Raw genomic sequence first — 17,481 nt, 5'->3', positions numbered from 1 at the left:
CGCACCCGATCCCACCGCACCCCGAGAGGAGGCCGCAGCCATGCCGGACGACATCCCCAGAACCTCACCGCTCGTACCGTCGGCGCACTCTGTGGCACCCGCGAGCCCCATCACCACCGTCCCCTTCATGCCCCCCGCGGCCCCCACGCCTCCCGCGGACCCGGCGGGCTTCCCCGACCTCCCGCACCCGATGCCCGCCCGGCCGCCGCTGCGCGTGGTCGTGGCCGACGACAACCCGGTGGTACGCGCCGGGCTCACCGTGCTGCTCTCCGGCCGTGACGACATCGAGGTCGTCGCGGAGGCGTCGGACGGCCGGCAGGCGTACGAACTGGCCGTGCAGACCCGCCCGGACGTCATCCTGCTGGATGTGCGGATGCCGGGCGTCGACGGCATATCCGCCCTGCCGCACCTGGTGCGGCTGGCGCCGGTACTGATGATGACGTACAGCCGGGAGAGCCGGATCGTCCACGAGGCGCTGAGGCTGGGCGCGGGCGGCTATCTGGTGCACGGCGAGTTCACCGCCGACCAGTTGGTCCACGCCGTCACGGACATCAAACAGGGCAGGGCCCACTTCACCTACTCCGCCTCCAGCGCGCTGCTGGCGACGGTGCGGGGCGGTGGCCGGGGTGACGGGCAGGAGCCCCTGCCGGAAGGGCTGGGCACGGCCTTCACCGGCCCCGGCTACACCCCCGCCGTCCCTGAGCGCGCATCTGCATCCGCACACGCGATGCCAACAGATCAGCCACCCTATTTGCCGCCGATGCCTGCAACAAACACGCAGTCCAGGCAAGTTGACCAAGAGTTGAACAGGCAACGATTTGCTCAAGAGGCTTCGCTTTCGCAAGCGAATATGGCACATTCATGGCAGGGGCGGCAGCAGGCCGAGCCCTCCGGGCTCGCCGCGTCCCGCGCGAATCCGTACGTGGACCTGAGCCAGCGGGAGGTGGAGATCATGGACCTGATCGCGTCCGGCATGACCAATCAGCAGATCGCCGCCGCCTGCTTCATCAGCCAGAAGACGGTCAAGAACCACATCAACCGCATCTTCGCCAAGCTCAACGCGGCCAGCCGCGGTGAGGCCATCGCGCTCTGGAACGGAAACGCGCGGGGAAGGACGACCGGCCATGGCTGAGCGTCCTTCCGCCCCCCGTGCCACCACGCCCGCCCCCCGTGGCGCGAAGGCCCAACTGCGGGCCCAAGCCGCCTCTTGGGCCCGCGGTTGGGCCCACAGGCCCATGGCGACCACCCCCTCCCCGGCGTACGTTTCTCATGTCGCCAGCGAGACCGGCCAGGAGGAAGCCGGAATCGCGAATGACACCACAGACTCGTACGAGTCGGCCGGAATGCGGCCGGCCGACACCGGAGGAGAACACCATGTCGAACATCACGCTGAAGGCCACGACCGCCACCAAGGTCTACGTCGGCACCTGGGCGAACACGGCCATCACGGCGATGAAGAGCCGCCGCGACAAGGGCCAGGGCGCCGTGGAGTACGTCGGTGTGATCGTCCTGGTGGCTCTGATCATCGTGGCGATCGTCGGCACGGGCGTCGCGGACGACATCGCGTCCGGCCTGTCGGACAAGGTCAGCGAGATCCTCGACGCCGGCTGAGCATGAACTCAACCCGCGAGTCAGGGCAGGCCGCTCCCATCTACATCACGATGGTGGCGGGCCTGCTCTTTCTCGCGCTCGCGTTCTTCGCGGTCGGTCAGGCCGGTGCGACACGCAATGGTGCCCAGTCCGCGGCGGATGCCGCGGCCCTGGCGGCAGCCCAGGAGTCCCGCGATCTGTTCAGCGAGGATTTCCTGGGCGGTCTGCTGAACCCGGGATTCCTGGAAGACCTCTTCAACGGTGACCGGATCGGCACCGCCGACGGCTGCTCCGCGGCAGCCAGGTTCGCGGACGAGAACAAGGCCGATCTGGACAACTCGGCTGATGGTGGTGGCTGCTCCTTCGCCCGCAACCGATGGAGCTTCACGGTGAACGTCATCACTCAGAAGCCGATGGGCGCCAACATTCTGCCGGGCACCGAGAAGAAGCACGCCAGGGCGCATGCCACGGCGGTCGTCGAGCCCCGGTGCACCTTCAAACCTGCCGAAAAGGAAGAGGAAGAGGAAGCGAAGCCACCGGCGAACGACGACGACCCGGAAGACGCCAAACCGGTGTCCCCGGGCCTTCTCGTGTGCGGTGGCAGGCCGTGGAAGATCGACCCCGATCACCTCGACCTCCTCCCCGACATGGCCGATCTGTTCCTGGTCCGGCTGGCCAGGGACTGACAGCGAGCGAACGCAAAGGAATGACAATGAGCGTGTGGCACGGAGCGCAGGCACGGAGGAGGACCGCCGTCGCCCTGGCCGCGGTCTCGCTGGCCGTCTCCCTGACGGCGTGCGGCGGCACCGACGACGACGGGAAGTCGGGCGCCGACTCGTCGTCGTCGGCGCCCGCCGCCGACAAGTCCAAGGCTGAGGACCAGGGGAAGGACGACGGTCCCACGGTCCCCGACACCAGCAAGACCCTGGCGACGATCAACGGCAGCGACGGTATCCAGGTCCTCATTCACACCGCCGAGCGCGACTCGGGAGGGTTTCTGACCATCACGGGGACGGTCAAGAACACCTCCGGCGGGAACAAGCAGTTGCCGCTCCAGTGGAACGGGCTGGAATCGCAGATCAAGAGCAAAGGGCGCTCCTTCGCGGGAATGACGCTCGTGGACAAGGCGGAGAAGAAGCGCTACTACGTCCTGCGCGACACCGACGCGAACCCGCTGACCACGACCGGCATCACGCGCCTGGACGGAGGGACCAGCGTCGCCTTCTTCGCCCAGTTCCCGGCCCCGCCGTCGTCCACCACTCAGGTCGACCTCCAGCTTCCCGTCATGCCCACCGCCACGATTGAGATCTCCTGATGACCGCCCCGACGCCCCGCGCCACCCGGGCGGCCAGGCGCCCCGCGGCGACGGCGCTCGCCGCCGCGGTGCTCCTCGCGGGCGTGCAGTTCACCCTGGCCCCCGGTGCCCGCGCCGACGAGTCGCCCAGCACGCCGCCCGGCACCGGCTCCACCTCGCCGCCGCCCCAGGTCGACGGCAACGCCTCCGGGCTCAAGCTCCGTGACGGTGCCACCCTCGCCCCGGCGAAGGTGCTCGACATCATCTCGGTCGTCGAGTCCGAAGGCGGCGAGGAGCGCCGCGAGGACACCAACGAGAACGTGAAGTTCGCGCTCCAGGCCGAGGTCCTCTTCGGCAAGGACAGCGCGGAACTCAGCAGCCGTGCCAATGGCCGTATCGCGGCCATCGCCAACGAGATCAAGAAGCAGGGCGCGACGAAGGTCCGGGTCTTCGGCTTCACCGACAACCTCGGCTCCTACGCGCACGGCAAGGTGCTCTCCAAGCAGCGCGCGGACGCGGTGCAGAAGGTGCTGAACGAACAGCTCGACGACGCCGGCATCACCTACGAGGTCCGCGGCTACAGCGAGGACTACCCGATCGCGGACAACAGCACAGAAGAAGGCCGCAAGAAGAACCGTCGCGTGGAGGTCTCCTTCCCGCGCGGCGCGAGCGGCGGCTCCGAGGGCTGACCCACGGCTGCCCGTGAAGGGGCTCGGTCCACGGCCGGTTCGGCCGCGGGGCGGGCCCCTTCGCCGTACCGGGCCGGGGACCGGACGGATTTGAGCCCGGTCTTGGGCCCCCGGACCCACGACCCGGTGTGTCCGGGCCCCTAATCTCCGTGATATGCCGCCACCGGGGGTAGTGCGTCGTATTCGTCGTCGTGCGCGTGGGCTGTTACCGCGCACGGATGTCCGTCTGTTGGGGCTGCGCGGGACGCAGCGGGGGCGGGGGCAAGGAGCCGTCGAGTACGTCGGCCTGGTGGCCGTCGTCGCGGCGATCGTCGGCGCGCTGGTGATGACCAGCGTGGGGCCGACCCTGGCCGACGGGATCAGAACGCAGGTCTGCCGCGTCACCGGCGGCGCCGACTGCGGCGGCGTGGAGTCCGGGGGCGAGGACCGGGCCGAAGACGCCACCGGCCCGTCCAGGTCTTCCGAGGCGCCAGGTGCGCCAGGTGTGCCAGGTGTGCCAGGTGCGAACGACGGTACGTACGAAGGGCAGCAGGGCGACGCCACGCCCGCGAGCCAGGCCCGGATCGACTTCGACGCCGCGCTGAAAGAGCTTCAGGACGCCCAGGAGGACGAGAAGTCCGATTCCGACAAGGCCGTCGAAGCAGCGAGGGAACTGGCCAAGATCCTCGCCGACGAGCTGGGGATCACCGATGCCCTGGACTGCGTCACCAAGGGCGACATGGGTGCCTGCACCGAGACGCTCGTCAATGTCCTTCTCAATGTCGTCGGGGGCGCCGCAGGCAAACTCGCGGCCAAGTACGGTGCGCCCTGGAAGTGGAAAAAGGCCGTGGCCCTCGTACGGGCGCTGAAGAAACACGGCGGCGACCTGTACGACGGCATCAAGGGCCTCATCAAGAACCGCAAACGCGTCGGCAAGGCCGAGGACAGACTCGCCGAAGCCCGCAAGCGGCTCGGCGCGGAGAAACCGAAGAAGCCAGACGGAAAGCCAGACGGAAAGCCCGGCGGAAAGCCCGGCGGAAAGTCCGACGGAAAGCCGGACGGAAAACCCGACGGCGACAAGCCGAATGGCAAACCGAACGACAGCCCCGTCTCCTGCCCCGTCGCCCACAGCTTCCTGCCCGGCACCCCCGTACTCCTCGCCGACGGCACGCGCGCGCCCATCGAGGAGGTGCGCGTCGGCGACCTCGTCAGGGCCACCGACCCGCTCACCGGCCGCACCCTGGCCCGGCCGGTGACCCGTACGTTCACCACCCACGCCGACAAGGAGTTCACCCGGCTCACGGTGCGCACGGACACCGGCACCGCCGTCGTCACCGCCACCGACACGCACCCCTTCTACCTCACCGACCGGCGCCGCTGGCGCGACGCCGGAGACATCAGGCCCGGCGCGCTCCTGCTGGCCGAGCGCGGTACGACGCTGAAGGTCCTCGGCGCCCGCCACTACGTGCGACGGCGCACGACACACGACCTGACCGTCGAGGGACTCCACACCTACTACGTCGGCGTGGGCACCGCCGCCGCGCTCGTCCACAACAACAACTGCGAGTGGCCCGTCGCCGACGGCGTCCCCGGGCCCGCCGCCGGCAAGACACTGACGCGACCGCACCGCCGGCACACCATCAAGGGCTCCGTGGGCAGCGAGGTCAAGGAGTCCAACACCGTGATCCTCGACGGAACGCAGAAGAAAGTCGACGACGACATCAAGGCGATCTCCCAGGGAAAAGCGACCCTGGATCCCGACGGAAACACCTATCGCGTCAACGGACGCGGATACGAGGTGAAGGCGAACGGCACGGTCTTCCCGAAGGAAGGCCCCGGACTCGTCAAACTGGACCGTATCGAGTACTCGGCGCTCCAGCTGATAGCCAAGGGCGACGCGAAATCGCTCAAACAACTCGAAATGAACCCGAAGTTCACGAACAATCCCCAGGCCGTCGAGAAGGCCCGGCGTATCGTCGAGGGAACCTACCCGTGATCCTGCTCTGCAATTTTCTGATCAGCCGGTCCCTGAACCCGGTCGAACTGGCCGCCGGGCTCGCGGACGCGGTACGGCTGACTCCCGGGCACGTCGATGTCCGCCACACCGACAGCGACCAGACCGACCGCGACTGGGAGGCGGCCGTGCTGTGCACGTACCACCCGGTGCGCGGCGACGTGGCGCTGAGCCTGGACCTCCAGGTGCGCCCGGAGGCCCTGGCGCCCGGCGCGCCCGCGAGCGAGCCCTCGCTGGCCGCCGAGTTCGCCCGTACGACGGGCGCGGCGGTGCTCTTCCCCGACGACCGTATCGATCCGGAGACCTACTGGCTGGCGGACCCCGGCGCGCCGGATCCGCTCGCCGCCGCCGCGGTACGGGCCCGGCTGGTCGCCTCGGACGAGGAGTCGCCCGTGTACACCGTCGACGCCGTGGAGGTGCCGGTGGCGGCCTTTCCACGCGCCGAGGTGGGGCCGCTGCCCGAGATCCTCCGGGCCGAGCCCCTCCCCACGCCCGTGGTGACGGCCGTCGGCTCGGAGAGCCCGGCCGCCGTGTCGCTGCGTGTCTGGGAGCGGCTGGGCCGGCGGATGGCGGCCGACTGGCCCCCCGAGGGGCGCTATACGCCGGAGCTGTACGCGCAGGACCTGGCGGCGCGCGACCTGTTCGACCGGCAGCTCGCCGACTGCCCGCGCGCCGAGCGCGCGGCCCTGCTGGGCGCCGCCGATGAACTGGACGAGCTGTTCCTTACGTACACCGTGGAGGACGCCGGGGCCGCGCTGCGCGCCGTGGGGCTGCGCGGTGCGGGGCCGCGCTGGCGGCGCGCGCCCGTGAGGCTGCCGTGGCCGGTCACCGGCTGACCTGCCGACATGAGGAGGAGGGGAGAACGTTGGACATGAACCGGACCAGGATGCACAGCCCGGCGGCGCCGGGACTGGTACGCCGTGTCGCGCTGGCCGCCGTGGCCGCCGCGCTCGCACTGGGGCTCGCGGGCGCCTGCGGGGGTACGGCGGACGGCGACGGGGACCGGGCCCCGGGAGCGTCGGCGTCCACCGACGCGCCGTCCTCGCCGCCGCGCGCCACCGCGAGCCCGTCGTCCCCGGCGGCCGGCTCCCCGGGACGGCCCGCGCCCGGCCTCAGCGTCGGCGCGAGCGACGGCAGGGTCCTGGGCCAGGGCGAGCTGGACCGGGCCGTCCTCGCCGACGGCGATGTCACGGGCTTTCACGTCGCGCCGATGGAAGGGCCGCCGCCCGGCGGCGAGAGCGCGGACTCCAGCCGGTGCGCTCCCCTCACCGCCGTGATCAACGGCAGGCCGGAGCCGCGCGCGAGGGCCGTCGCGTACCGGCAGCTCGTCGGTACGGAGGACGGCACGCCCGCCGTCTTCGAGTTCCTCACCGCCCACGGCACGCGGGACGCGACCGCGCTCGTCAACCGGTTGCGCGCCGCCGTCGACGACTGCGCGGACGGGTTCACGGCGCGCGGCGGCGACGACGGCCCCTCCACGTACCGGAGCGTCGAGCGGCTGCGCGCCGCCGACGTGGGTGACGACACCCTCACGTACCAGGTGACGGGGGACTTCGCGGGGGCCCCGGTACTGCTGGTGTTCCAGGTCCTGCGGGTGGGCGGCACGGTCGCCACCTTCTACACCGCCGGTCTGGAGGACGCCACCACCCCCGAGCCGCCCGCCGCCCTGCTCGCGGCGCAGGCCGCCAAGCTCAGCTGACGTCCTGGACGTTCACCGTGATGCGGGCGCCCGGGCGCAGTCCCCAGCGCTCCATCGCGCCCGCCTCGGCCTCCAGCACATGGCGGGCCTTCCACCTCGGCAGCGGAAGGCGGCCCGGCTTGAGGGTGTGGACGTCGATGACCCGCAACTCCTTGTCGAGGTAGGCCACATCGATCGCGAAGCGCATCCGGAAGGTGTGGACGCTGTTGCACGGGGTGATCAGCAACGCGCCTTCGATGCCGTCACGCCCGAGCAGCCCGCGCCGCCGCGTTCCGTACGAGGCGGCGATCTCCACGGCCACCGGCTCCGCGGCTCCCGGCTCAGCGGCTCCCGATCCGGCGGCCTCCGATTCCGCGGCTCCCGGCTCCGCGGCCACCGCTCCCGCGCCGGATCCGTCCGGTCCCTCGACTGTCAGCTGTCCGCTGCCATTGCGCCATGTGCCCATGGCCGTAGACGGTAGCGCCCGGGGCGCCCCTCGCGGCCACCGTGGGGCGCTTCTGGGTCCTGGGGCGCGGGAGTTGGGCCCCTGGACCCACGACCGGGCCCGGCGGGCGGCTCTAGGGTCGGTACCGTGTACGCCACGCTGATCGTCGTCGCCGCCCTCTGGGGCGCGGGTACCGGACTTCTGCTGCCGCGCGCCGCGTACCGGCTCTCGGTCGAGCCCGCGGACCCCTGGCGCGACGCCTGCCCGGCGGGCCACCCGTTGACGGGGCCCGCCCGGGGCTGGCTGGGGCTCCCGGGATGCGCGGCCTGCGTGGGGGCGGTGCCCGTCCCCGCCCGCACAGCGGACGACCCCTCCGCAGATCCGTCCGCCGATCCCTCCGCCGTCCCCGACGGTGGCCCCGACGGAGCCCCCGCCCTCGGTTCCGCCACCGGCTCCGGCACCTCCGGGGCAGCCGCGCGCTTCGGCGGCTTCGTCGCCGTACCGCTGCTCACCGCGCTCGTCTGCGCGGCCCTCGCCGCCGCCACCGGACCGCGTCCCGAACTCGCCGTATGGCTGCTGGTCACGCCGTTCGCCGTCCTCCTCGCCCTGGTCGACAGCCGGGTGCACCGCCTCCCCGACCAGCTGACGCTGCCACTCGCCGCGGCTGCCGCCGTCCTGCTCGGCGCGGCGGCCCTGATCCCGGGCAGCGCGGGGTCCTGGCCGACGGCGCTGCTCGGCGGGCTCGTACTCGGCTTCGTCTACGCCGTGCTGTTCCTGATCAACCCGAACGGCATGGGCTTCGGCGATGTGAAGCTCGCGCTCTCGCTCGGGGTGGTGCTCGGCTGGTACGGCTGGCTGGTCCTGTTCGCCGGGGCCTTCGCCGGATTCCTGCTCGGCGCGCTGTACGGGTTCGGGCTGATCCTGCTGCGCCGGGCGAACCGGAAGTCGGCCATCCCGTTCGGCCCTTTCATGATCGTGGGCGCTCTGCTGGCCGTCCTCCTGGGCGCGCTCGCCGCCCTCTGACGCCCGTCGAAAACCTCTCGCGGCCCGTACGCACCGCCTGGCACCATCGCCACATGGTTCCAGAGCAGGGCCCCGACGCCCCGGTACCCGCGCGTCCCACCCCTCCTGCCACCCCTCTTGCCCCCGCCACCCCTCCCGGCCGTGGCCTCGGCACCTTCGACGAGCTGATCGCCGAAGCCGAGGCGGTGCCCGTCGACGGCTGGGACTTCTCCTGGCTGGACGGCCGGGCCACCGAGGAGCGCCCCGCCTGGGGGTACGCCCGCTCGATGGGGGAGCGGATGGCCCGCGCCACCGCCGCCCTGGACCTCCAGACGGGCGGCGGCGAGACGCTCGCCGCCGTACCGCGGCGCCCCCCGCTCACCGTGGCCACCGAATCCTGGCCGCCCCATGTCGCCCGCGCCACCGCGCTGCTCCATCCGCTGGGCGCGGCGGTCGTCGCGGTCCCCGACGAGTCCGCGCTGCCGTTCGCCGACGGCGCCTTCGACCTGGTGGTCAGCCGCCACCCGGTGACGGTGCGGTGGGCGGAGATCACCCGCGTGCTGCGCCCCGGCGGCACCTATTTCTCCCAGGAGGTCGGGCCGGCCAGCGTCTTCGAACTGGTGGAGTTCTTCCTCGGGCCCCGGTCCGAGGAGGAGCGCTCCGGCCGCGACCCCGACCGGGCCGCACGGGCCGCGGCCAGCGCCGGGCTCCGGGTGGTCGATCTGCGGACGGCCGCGCTGCGCACCGAGTTCCACGACATCGGGGCCGTCGTCTATTTCCTGCGCAAGGTCATCTGGATGGTGCCCGACTTCACGGTCGAGCGGTACCGCGGGCGGCTGGCCGAGCTGCACCGCCGCATCGAGGCCGACGGGCCCTTTGTGGCCACTACCACCCGATTCCTGATCGAGGCGGTCAAACCGGAACCTGCGGATCTCCCGGATCCCGTGGATCTCCCGGGACCTTCAGATCTCCCGTGACCTTCAGATCGCGCAGATCCCCCAGCCCCTCCAGACCCCGCGAATTCCGTGGATCCCCGCAACTCCCGAACCCGGGCCGTGGCACTCCCGAGTCCGCGCCGCGTCACTCCTGAGTGTGACGACACAGAATGGCAACTACTCGCCATATGGCGGCCCGGAACCGGGAAAAGCCGCCTCTTCCTGGGCTTTTCCGATACGCCCGGCCATGCGCGCGGCCCGGAAACTCCGTCCCGGCGCGTCCAGGCCCCCATCGACGCTCACAAAGGGTTATGGTGGAAACCCCCCCCTCGGGCCGGTCCGTATCCCCCCCCCACGGACCGGCCCGTTTTCTGTCCCGGACGTCACGCCGGACACTCCCGCCGGACACTCGGGTCGGACGTCACGCCGGACGCTCGGGTCGGACGTCACGCCGGACACTCACGCCGGACGCCCGGCAGACCTCCGCGGCCCGCCGGACCTCCGCGCCCACCGGACCTCCTGTCCGGCGGCTGTCAGCCCCGGTTGGCCCAGATGTTCGTGGCCTTCGTGTCCACCGCGAAGGTGTCGATCTCCGTCAGCTCCTCCGCCGAGAGGGCCGGCCCGGCCAGCGCCGCGATGTTCCCCTCCAGCTGGGCCACGCTGGACGCGCCGGTCAGCGCCGAGGTCATCCGGGGATCGCGCAGCACCCACGCCAGCGCCAGCTGCGCCAGCGACTGCCCGCGCCGCCGCGCGATGTCGTTCAGCCCGCGCAGCCGCCGTACCACGTCGTCCGAGAGCAGCCCCGGATCGAGCGACTTGCCCTGCGCCGCCCGCGACCCCTCGGGGATGCCCGACAGGTACTTGTCCGTCAGCAGTCCCTGGGCGAGCGGAGCGAAGGAGATGCAGCCCATCCCGGCCGTCTCCAGGGCGTCCAGCAGCCCGTCGTCCTCGGTCCAGCGGTTGATCATCGAGTACGACGGCTGGTGGATGAGGGCCGGAACGCCCATCTGCCGCAGCAGCCTCGCCGCCTCGGCCGTCTGCTCCGCGCTGTACGAGGACACCCCGGCGTACAGCGCCTTTCCGCTCCGTACGGCGGAGGCCAGCGCCCCCATCGTCTCCTCCAGTGGAGTGTGGGGGTCGAAGCGGTGGGAGTAGAAGATGTCGACGTAATCGAGCCCCATCCGCTTCAGGGACGCGTCGAGCGACGACAGCAGATACTTGCGGGAGCCCCATTCACCGTATGGGCCCGAATGCATCAAATAACCGGCCTTGGTCGAAATGATGAGTTCATCACGGTAGGCCGAGAAGTCCTGAGCGAAGATCTTGCCGAAATTCAGCTCGGCCGATCCGGGCGGCGGCCCGTAGTTGTTCGCCAGGTCGAAGTGGGTCACTCCGAGATCGAAGGCGCGGCGCAGGATGGCGCGCTGGGAATCGAGGGTCCTGTCGTCACCGAAGTTGTGCCAGAGACCCAGTGAGATCGCGGGCAGTTTCAGGCCACTGCGACCGGTACGGCGGTACTCCATGGAGCCGTACCGGTCGTCGGCCGCGAGGTAGGAGGGGGAATTGCTCATGCTTCCCTCCTTATCACGGACTTGTGACAGACCGGGTTGGGTGGCAGTGGCGGGCGCGCAGTAATGTGACGGCTTCGGGGTCCCTGGGCCGGCCCCAGGATCCCGTCAGCGGACGCGCCGGTCCCCATGGAATCGAGAGGTGGACTCAGTGAACTTGCGCGACCTGGTGTATGGGCTCTACGCACGCCGGGTGGAACGGCGCCTCGATCTCGCACAGGCGCCCAAGCACATCGGCGTCATCCTCGACGGCAACCGTCGCTGGGCGCGCGCGTCGGGCGGTACGGCCGAGCAGGGACACAAGGCGGGCGCCAGCAAGATCCAGGAGCTGCTCGGCTGGTGCTCCGAGACCAATGTCGAGGTCGTCACACTCTGGATGCTCTCCACGGACAACCTCAGCCGTCCGGAGAAGCAGCTCATGCCGCTCGTCTCCATCATCGAGAACGCGGTCACCGATCTGGCGGCCGACGGCCGCTGGCGCGTGCACCACGTCGGCACGCTCGACCTGCTCCCCTCCCACACCCAGACCGTTCTCAAGGAGGCCGAGGAGGTCACCGCCGGCAACAAGGGAATACTCGTCAACGTCGCCGTCGGGTACGGCGGCCGTCAGGAGATCGCCGACGCCGTCAGCTCCCTGCTGATGGAGCACGCGAGCAAGGGGACCTCCTTCGAGGACCTCGCCGGCATCGTCGACGTCGACCTGATCTCCTCCCATCTCTACACCCGGGGCCAGCCCGACCCCGATCTCGTCATCAGGACCAGCGGTGAGCAGCGGCTCTCCGGGTTCATGCTCTGGCAGAGCGCCCATTCGGAGTACTACTTCTGCGAGGTCTTCTGGCCCGCTTTCCGCAAGGTCGACTTCCTGCGCGCCCTGCGTGACTACGCCGCCCGGCACCGCCGCTACGGAACCTGACCTCGGCCTTCTCCCCTCGGACCGGCTCCGCTCCGCCCCGCAGGGGCCGGGCGGAGCACCGGCCGGGACGGCTCCGCCGCGCGGGCCCGTCACCCTCGGTTCACCCACCGTCCGCCGTACCACCTGGCATGGTGGCGTGTGTTCGAGGGAATACCTCCTCCAGGTCGATGTCCGAAAAGAACAGCCGGAGGACATCGCATCTCAGCGGACGGCATGGGGCCGTCCGCCCGGGAGGCCCTTTGCACCAGGACGACCGTGCGTCATGTCGTACGGGCGACGTGGAGGGCCGGAGCGCCGGCCCGCGCATGGGGCCCGAGCCCGGCCATCCGCCCGCGACGCCGTCGCACCCCGACCTCATCCGAGGGGGTACGTCCTTCCGTGGTGACCAGCACAAAGCGCCGCATGCCCGACAGGCGCACCTACGTTCTCGACACCAGCGTCCTGCTGGCCGATCCCAAAGCCATGTCCCGCTTCGAGGAGCACGAAGTGGTGCTCCCGATCGTGGTGATCACGGAGCTGGAGGCCAAGAGGCACCATCCGGAGCTCGGCTACTTCGCCCGGCAGGCCCTGCGCCTGCTCGACGACTTCCGTATCCGGTTCGGACGTCTCGACGCCCCCATCCCCCTGGGCGAGCTGGGAGGCACACTGCGCGTCGAGCTCAACCACTCTGATCCCGGCATCCTGCCCGCCGGCTTCCGATTGGGGGACAACGACTCACGGATCCTCGCCGTCGCGCGCAATCTCCAGGCCGAGGGGTACGACGTCACGGTCGTCTCCAAGGACCTGCCGCTGCGCATCAAGGCGTCGTCGGTCGGTCTCCTCGCCGAGGAGTACCGCGCCGAACTCGCCATCACCGATGCCTCCAGCTCCTCCGGCTGGACGGGCATGAGCGAGCTGACGCTCGCCGCCGACCAGGTCGACCTCCTGTTCACCGAGGAGTCGCTCTACGTACCCGAGGCGGCCGAGCTGCCCGTCCACACCGGTCTGGTGCTCCAGTCCGAGCGCGGCAAGGCGCTCGGCCGGGTCACCCCGGAGGGCAACGTACGGATCGTCAGGGGCGATCGCGAGGCGTTCGGGATCCACGGGCGCAGCGCCGAGCAGCGCATCGCCCTCGATCTCCTCCTCGATCCGGACATCGGCATCGTCTCCATGGGAGGCCGGGCCGGCACGGGCAAGTCGGCGCTGGCGCTCTGCGCGGGTCTGGAAGCCGTCCTGGAGCGCAGGCAGCACCAGAAGGTGATGGTCTTCCGGCCGCTGTACGCGGTCGGCGGGCAGGAGCTGGGCTATCTGCCCGGCACCGAGGCCGAGAAGATGAGCCCCTGGGCGCAGGCGGTCTTCGACACGCTCTCCGCGGTCGCGGGCCGCGAGGTGATCGAGGAGGTCCTCGGGCGCGGCATGCTGGAGGTGCTGCCGCTCACCCATATCCGCGGCCGTTCGCTGCACGACGCGTTCGTGATCGTGGACGAGGCCCAGTCCCTGGAGCGGAACGTTCTGCTGACCGTTCTCTCCCGGATCGGGGCCAACTCCCGCGTGGTGCTCACCCATGACGTGGCGCAGCGGGACAACTTGCGGGTGGGCCGGTACGACGGGATCGTCGCCGTCGTCGAGAAGCTCAAGGGCCATCCGCTGTTCGCGCATGTCACGCTGACCCGCTCCGAGCGTTCGCAGATCGCCGCGCTCGTGACCGAAATGCTGGAGGACGGCCAGATCTGACCTCGTATCACCCCAGATGGCGCCGTCCGGCGCAAGCGCAGCAGCTTAGCCGGACGGCGCCGTGCTGCGCCGGTATTTCCGGCGAACCGTTGCGGCAAACGGGGTGTGAGCTTTCCCACGTAACGAAGAATTGCCTCCCGGCGTGACCTTCCGGCAGAGTCTTGCTTCCGTCAGGCCCCGCATGCGGCACACGCGCATCTCCCGTAGATGCGGCATCACACAACTCAACAGCCGCCGCCGTATGCCGCCCGTGCACCACGCGGCTCTCCTCGCAAGGGGATTGCCCACCGGGCCCGTGTCTCCCCGTGACCAGTAGTGCGGAGGCCAGTGCCAGGGGCACGATCGCGCCTGTGAGGTCACGTAGGCGGGCGACGCTGGAAGGACACCGTGTGAGCCGGATCTCGGTCCGGGGATTTGCTGTGGCATCTGCCACTGCGGTCACCACCGTCGGCGCTGTCGTGGGTGTTGCCTCGGGCGACCCCCAGACGACCTCGAACGACAACTTCGAGGCGACCGCAGCCGACATGACGCTTCTCGCAGACATCCCCGCGGGCCAGCAGGCCCAGGTGCAGACCGCGTCGCTGACGCAGCAGGCGGACGCGCAGGCCGCCGCCGCCGACTCCTCCGCACGGAAGTCGGCGGAGGAATCGGCCCGTATCCAGGCGGCGAAGGACGCCACGGCGAAGAAGCAGGCCGCCGAGGACGAGGTCAAGCGCAAGGCCGACGAGGAGAAGCGGAAGAAGGACGAGGCCGAGCGCGCCAGCCGCGACGAGGTCCGTTCCACCGCGAGCGCCGGTTCCTTCCCCCAGCAGGGCTCGTACACGGTGGCCGAGGTCCAGGCCCTGGCCCGGCAGATCGTGCCGGCCGATCAGTTCCAGTGCTTCAGCAACATCGTGAACCACGAGTCCACCTGGAACTACAAGGCGCAGAACCCGTCCTCGGGCGCCTACGGTCTCGTCCAGGCGCTGCCCGGTTCGAAGATGTCCTCGGTGGGTGCCGACTGGCAGACCAACCCGGCCACCCAGATCAAGTGGGGTCTGGGCTACATGAACGAGCGTTACCAGAGCCCGTGCGGCGCCTGGTCGTTCTGGCAGGCCAACCACTACTACTAGGCCGTACCCGTCCGCTACACCAGGACGCGTCCGACCCCCGAGCTTCGGCCGCGGGCCGTGCCCCCCACCCGGGAGCACGGCCCGCGGCCGTTCGGCGTGCCCGGCACCGGGGGCGCTCGTGGACCGTCCGTGTACCGTTCGAGGCGAACCACTCCTGAGGTGGGTGAGTGGGGAGCCCGCCCGGGGGAAGAGGAAGACGCATGTCAAGAGTGCCATCATGGCTCGGTCAGGTGGGTGCGGAACTCACCCGTATGGGAGAGCGCCTGGACCAGCGCCGCGCCGAAGCCGACGCCGAAGCAGAGGACGGCCCCGTCAGGGTCGCCACGCGGGACAGCGTCCCCCCGCCCCCCGCCTACGCGCCCGCCGTGCCGCCCAAGCCGGATCCGTCGGCCGCCATCCCCTGGGGGATGCGGGTCGCCGGGGAGGCGGGCTGGCGGCTGCTCGTCCTCGCGGGCACGGTCTGGGTGCTGATGCGCGTCATCGGCGCCGTCCAACTGGTGGTGCTGGCCTTCGTCCTCGGGCTGCTCATCACGGCGCTGCTCCAGCCGACCGTCGCGTGGCTGAAGCGGTACGGGGTACCGCGCGGGCTCGCCACCGCCCTCACCGCGATCGCGGGCTTCGTCGTCATGGGGCTGGTCGGCTGGTTCGTGGTGTGGCAGGTCATGGAGAACATCGACGATGTCTCCAGCCGGGTCACCCAGGGCATCAACGAGCTGAAGCGCTGGCTGCTCAACAGCCCGTTCCATGTCACCGAGGCCCAGATCAACGACATCGCCAAGACGCTCAGCGACGCCGTCGGCTCCAACACCGAGAAGATCACTTCCGCCGGGCTGCAGGGTCTGACGGTGCTGGTCGAGGTGTTGACCGGGATGTTCCTGGCGATGTTCTCGACGCTCTTCCTGCTGTACGACGGCAACAAGATCTGGAACTGGTCGCTCAAGTTCGTCCCCGCGGCGGCCCGTGAGGGTGTCGCCGGAGCCGGGCCGCGCGCCTGGCACACGCTCACCGCCTATGTGCGCGGGACCGTGCTGGTGGCGCTGATCGACGCGGTGTTCATCGGTCTGGGGCTCTATCTGCTCGACGTGCCGCTGGCCGTGCCGCTGGCCGTCTTCATCTTCCTCGGCGCCTTCGTCCCGCTGGTCGGCGCGCTGGTCTCCGGGGCGCTGGCCGTGGTGGTGGCGCTGGTCACCCAGGACGTGTTCACCGCGCTGATGGTGCTGCTGGTCGTGCTCGGCGTCCAGCAGATCGAGGGACATGTGCTGCAGCCCTTCATCCTGGGCCGCGCGGTACGGGTGCATCCGCTGGCCGTGGTCCTCGCCGTCGCGGCGGGGAGCCTGGTGGCGGGCATAGCCGGTGCCGTGGTGGCGGTGCCCCTGGTGGCCGTCGCCAACACCGTCGTCGGCTATCTCCGCGCGTACAGCCAGGAGCAGAGCCTGCGCGACGCGCCGCCGCCGCACGGCGCCACGGCACACGGCACGGCCCCGACACCGTCGCCCGACCCGCGGACCCCCGCCACCGTCGCCGCGCCGGACGCCTCCGGAGCCTCCGCCGCCGCTCCCGCCTCTCCTGCCTCCGCCGCCGCTCCCGCCTCCGCCGCTCCCGAGCCCGACGCCGGGCCGGGGCCCGCGGCGGGATCCGTCCCGGCGCCCGGGGCGCCTCCGGCACCGTCCATACGCCCCGCCACGGCAGAGGGCGGGGACGACACGGCGTGATCTCCGAGCCGGAGCCGGTGGGCTGGCCCGACGACGGCGACGCCGAGCGGTCCGCCCTGCCCGCACCTCGTACGGAGAGCGGCACGCCCCCTCCGTACGACGGTGAGGGACCCGGCTCCGGCGGCGAGACGATCGGCGCGGGCGCTCCGCCCGCCGGCCCGGCACGCCGACGGCCCTGGCTCTGGGCGCTCGGCGGCGCGGTCGCCGCCTCCGCCGTCTGGGCGGGCGGGCTGTACGCGTACGCCAGGACCGGCCCCGATCTGGGCGGCTACGCGATCAGCCGTGACCTCTGCCTCGACGCCGAACTGCCCGCCCTGACCGAACGGTTCGGGCGCCGGGGGGACGCCGGGTCGGGAGTGGACGAGCGCCCGTCCGTGGACCGGGCCGTCTGCCGGATCACCCTGATGCCCGCGGAAGAGCGCGAGGCGGGGCAGGAGCCCGTGCCCTCGACGTACGCCACCGTGGAAGTTGGGTACACGCTGCACAAGAAGACCGACCCGGCGCCGGAGTTCGACGCGCGGATCACCGATCTCGTACCGGCCGACGGTGCGCGGCCCGAGGTGCGACGGGTTCCCGGTCCGGGGGAGCGCGCCTATCTGATCATCGACTCCGGGCTGGACGGGGTGCGGCTCAAGGTCCTCGACGGCAGGGCCGAATTCACCCTTGAGGTCTCGACGCTGAGGCTCAATGTCGTCGATCCGACCAGCGGCGAGTCGCGGGAGACCGAGCCGCTCGATCCGGCGGGCATGGCGCCCGATCTGGTCACGGACATGGCAGAGCTGATGGCCGCCGTGAAGGGGTGACGCCGCGCGGCGCTCACCCGGTGCGGCGGAGACG

General features: G+C 70.9%; 17 protein-coding genes. 15 read left to right on the top strand and 2 right to left on the bottom strand.

What is annotated here, in order from left to right; all coding sequences use genetic code 11:
• Positions 1 to 40 precede the first annotated feature (40 nt).
• The 8 genes from DVH02_RS00295 (at position 41) to DVH02_RS34975 (ending at position 7,265) form a co-directional block, all read left to right on the top strand.
• The gene (locus DVH02_RS00295; protein ID WP_114621613.1) at positions 41 to 1,132 is read left to right on the top strand and encodes a response regulator transcription factor; all 1,092 of its coding nucleotides are present in this window, start codon (positions 41 to 43) and stop codon (positions 1,130 to 1,132) included.
• A 242-nt stretch (positions 1,133 to 1,374) separates the two neighbouring features.
• The gene (locus DVH02_RS00290; protein WP_114621612.1) at positions 1,375 to 1,611 is read left to right on the top strand and encodes a hypothetical protein; all 237 of its coding nucleotides are present in this window, start codon (positions 1,375 to 1,377) and stop codon (positions 1,609 to 1,611) included.
• A 2-nt stretch (positions 1,612 to 1,613) separates the two neighbouring features.
• Complete coding sequence (locus DVH02_RS00285) at positions 1,614 to 2,276, top strand: pilus assembly protein TadG-related protein (protein WP_199566110.1); 663 nt, start codon at positions 1,614 to 1,616, stop codon at positions 2,274 to 2,276.
• A 26-nt stretch (positions 2,277 to 2,302) separates the two neighbouring features.
• Positions 2,303 to 2,905: a hypothetical protein gene (locus tag DVH02_RS00280; RefSeq protein WP_114621611.1), complete on the top strand. Its 603-nt coding sequence runs from the start codon at positions 2,303 to 2,305 to the stop codon at positions 2,903 to 2,905.
• Positions 2,905 to 3,573 carry an OmpA family protein gene (locus tag DVH02_RS00275; protein WP_114621610.1) on the top strand — a complete coding sequence of 223 codons (669 nt, stop codon included), beginning with the start codon at positions 2,905 to 2,907 and terminating at the stop codon, positions 3,571 to 3,573. Before DVH02_RS00280 ends, DVH02_RS00275 begins: the two co-directional genes overlap by 1 nt.
• 229 nt (positions 3,574 to 3,802) lie before the next feature.
• On the top strand, positions 3,803 to 5,548 hold the full coding sequence (locus DVH02_RS00270) for a Hint domain-containing protein (RefSeq protein WP_147285977.1): 1,746 nt from the start codon (positions 3,803 to 3,805) through the stop codon (positions 5,546 to 5,548).
• Complete coding sequence (locus DVH02_RS00265; RefSeq protein WP_114621608.1) at positions 5,545 to 6,402, top strand: hypothetical protein; 858 nt, start codon at positions 5,545 to 5,547, stop codon at positions 6,400 to 6,402. The genes DVH02_RS00270 and DVH02_RS00265 overlap by 4 nt, the downstream gene beginning before the upstream one ends.
• 35 nt (positions 6,403 to 6,437) lie before the next feature.
• Entirely contained in the window at positions 6,438 to 7,265 is an 828-nt protein-coding gene (locus tag DVH02_RS34975; protein ID WP_158575812.1) for a hypothetical protein, read from the top strand.
• On the opposite strand, the gene DVH02_RS00250 is transcribed toward DVH02_RS34975, so the two are convergent.
• On the bottom strand, positions 7,258 to 7,710 hold the full coding sequence (locus tag DVH02_RS00250) for a DUF192 domain-containing protein (RefSeq protein WP_114621605.1): 453 nt from the start codon (positions 7,708 to 7,710) through the stop codon (positions 7,258 to 7,260). The two genes, DVH02_RS34975 and DVH02_RS00250, sit on opposite strands and share 8 nt — an antisense overlap.
• A gap of 126 nt (positions 7,711 to 7,836) precedes the next feature.
• On the opposite strand from DVH02_RS00250, the gene DVH02_RS00245 reads away from it, so the two are divergent.
• Complete coding sequence (locus tag DVH02_RS00245) at positions 7,837 to 8,712, top strand: prepilin peptidase (protein WP_114621604.1); 876 nt, start codon at positions 7,837 to 7,839, stop codon at positions 8,710 to 8,712.
• Positions 8,713 to 8,765: 53 nt separating this feature from the next.
• A complete protein-coding gene (locus tag DVH02_RS00240; RefSeq protein WP_114621603.1) occupies positions 8,766 to 9,668 on the top strand; it encodes a class I SAM-dependent methyltransferase in 903 nt (300 codons plus the stop codon).
• A gap of 491 nt (positions 9,669 to 10,159) precedes the next feature.
• Here the strand turns inward: DVH02_RS00240 and mgrA are convergent, their stop codons facing one another.
• On the bottom strand, positions 10,160 to 11,197 hold the full coding sequence (mgrA, locus tag DVH02_RS00235) for an L-glyceraldehyde 3-phosphate reductase (RefSeq protein WP_114621602.1): 1,038 nt from the start codon (positions 11,195 to 11,197) through the stop codon (positions 10,160 to 10,162).
• A 148-nt stretch (positions 11,198 to 11,345) separates the two neighbouring features.
• On the opposite strand from mgrA, the gene DVH02_RS00230 reads away from it, so the two are divergent.
• The 5 genes from DVH02_RS00230 to DVH02_RS00210 all read left to right on the top strand — a co-directional run bounded on the left by DVH02_RS00230 (position 11,346) and on the right by DVH02_RS00210 (position 17,447).
• On the top strand, positions 11,346 to 12,107 hold the full coding sequence (locus DVH02_RS00230) for an isoprenyl transferase (RefSeq protein ID WP_114621601.1): 762 nt from the start codon (positions 11,346 to 11,348) through the stop codon (positions 12,105 to 12,107).
• 378 nt (positions 12,108 to 12,485) lie between these two features.
• On the top strand, positions 12,486 to 13,820 hold the full coding sequence (locus DVH02_RS00225; RefSeq protein ID WP_114621600.1) for a PhoH family protein: 1,335 nt from the start codon (positions 12,486 to 12,488) through the stop codon (positions 13,818 to 13,820).
• A gap of 389 nt (positions 13,821 to 14,209) precedes the next feature.
• Positions 14,210 to 14,932: an aggregation-promoting factor C-terminal-like domain-containing protein gene (locus DVH02_RS00220; RefSeq protein ID WP_114621599.1), complete on the top strand. Its 723-nt coding sequence runs from the start codon at positions 14,210 to 14,212 to the stop codon at positions 14,930 to 14,932.
• 200 nt (positions 14,933 to 15,132) lie between these two features.
• Positions 15,133 to 16,644: an AI-2E family transporter gene (locus tag DVH02_RS00215; protein ID WP_114621598.1), complete on the top strand. Its 1,512-nt coding sequence runs from the start codon at positions 15,133 to 15,135 to the stop codon at positions 16,642 to 16,644.
• Positions 16,641 to 17,447, top strand: coding sequence for a hypothetical protein (locus tag DVH02_RS00210; protein ID WP_114621597.1), 807 nt, complete (start codon positions 16,641 to 16,643; stop codon positions 17,445 to 17,447). Before DVH02_RS00215 ends, DVH02_RS00210 begins: the two co-directional genes overlap by 4 nt.
• The last annotated feature ends 34 nt before the right edge of the window (positions 17,448 to 17,481 follow it).

Origin of the sequence: Streptomyces corynorhini (assembly GCF_003346515.1) — a bacterium.
GTDB classification, from domain to species: domain Bacteria; phylum Actinomycetota; class Actinomycetes; order Streptomycetales; family Streptomycetaceae; genus Streptomyces; species Streptomyces corynorhini.
Note: the sequence above shows the minus strand (reverse complement) of the source record. Positions and strands in the feature narration are given on the sequence as shown.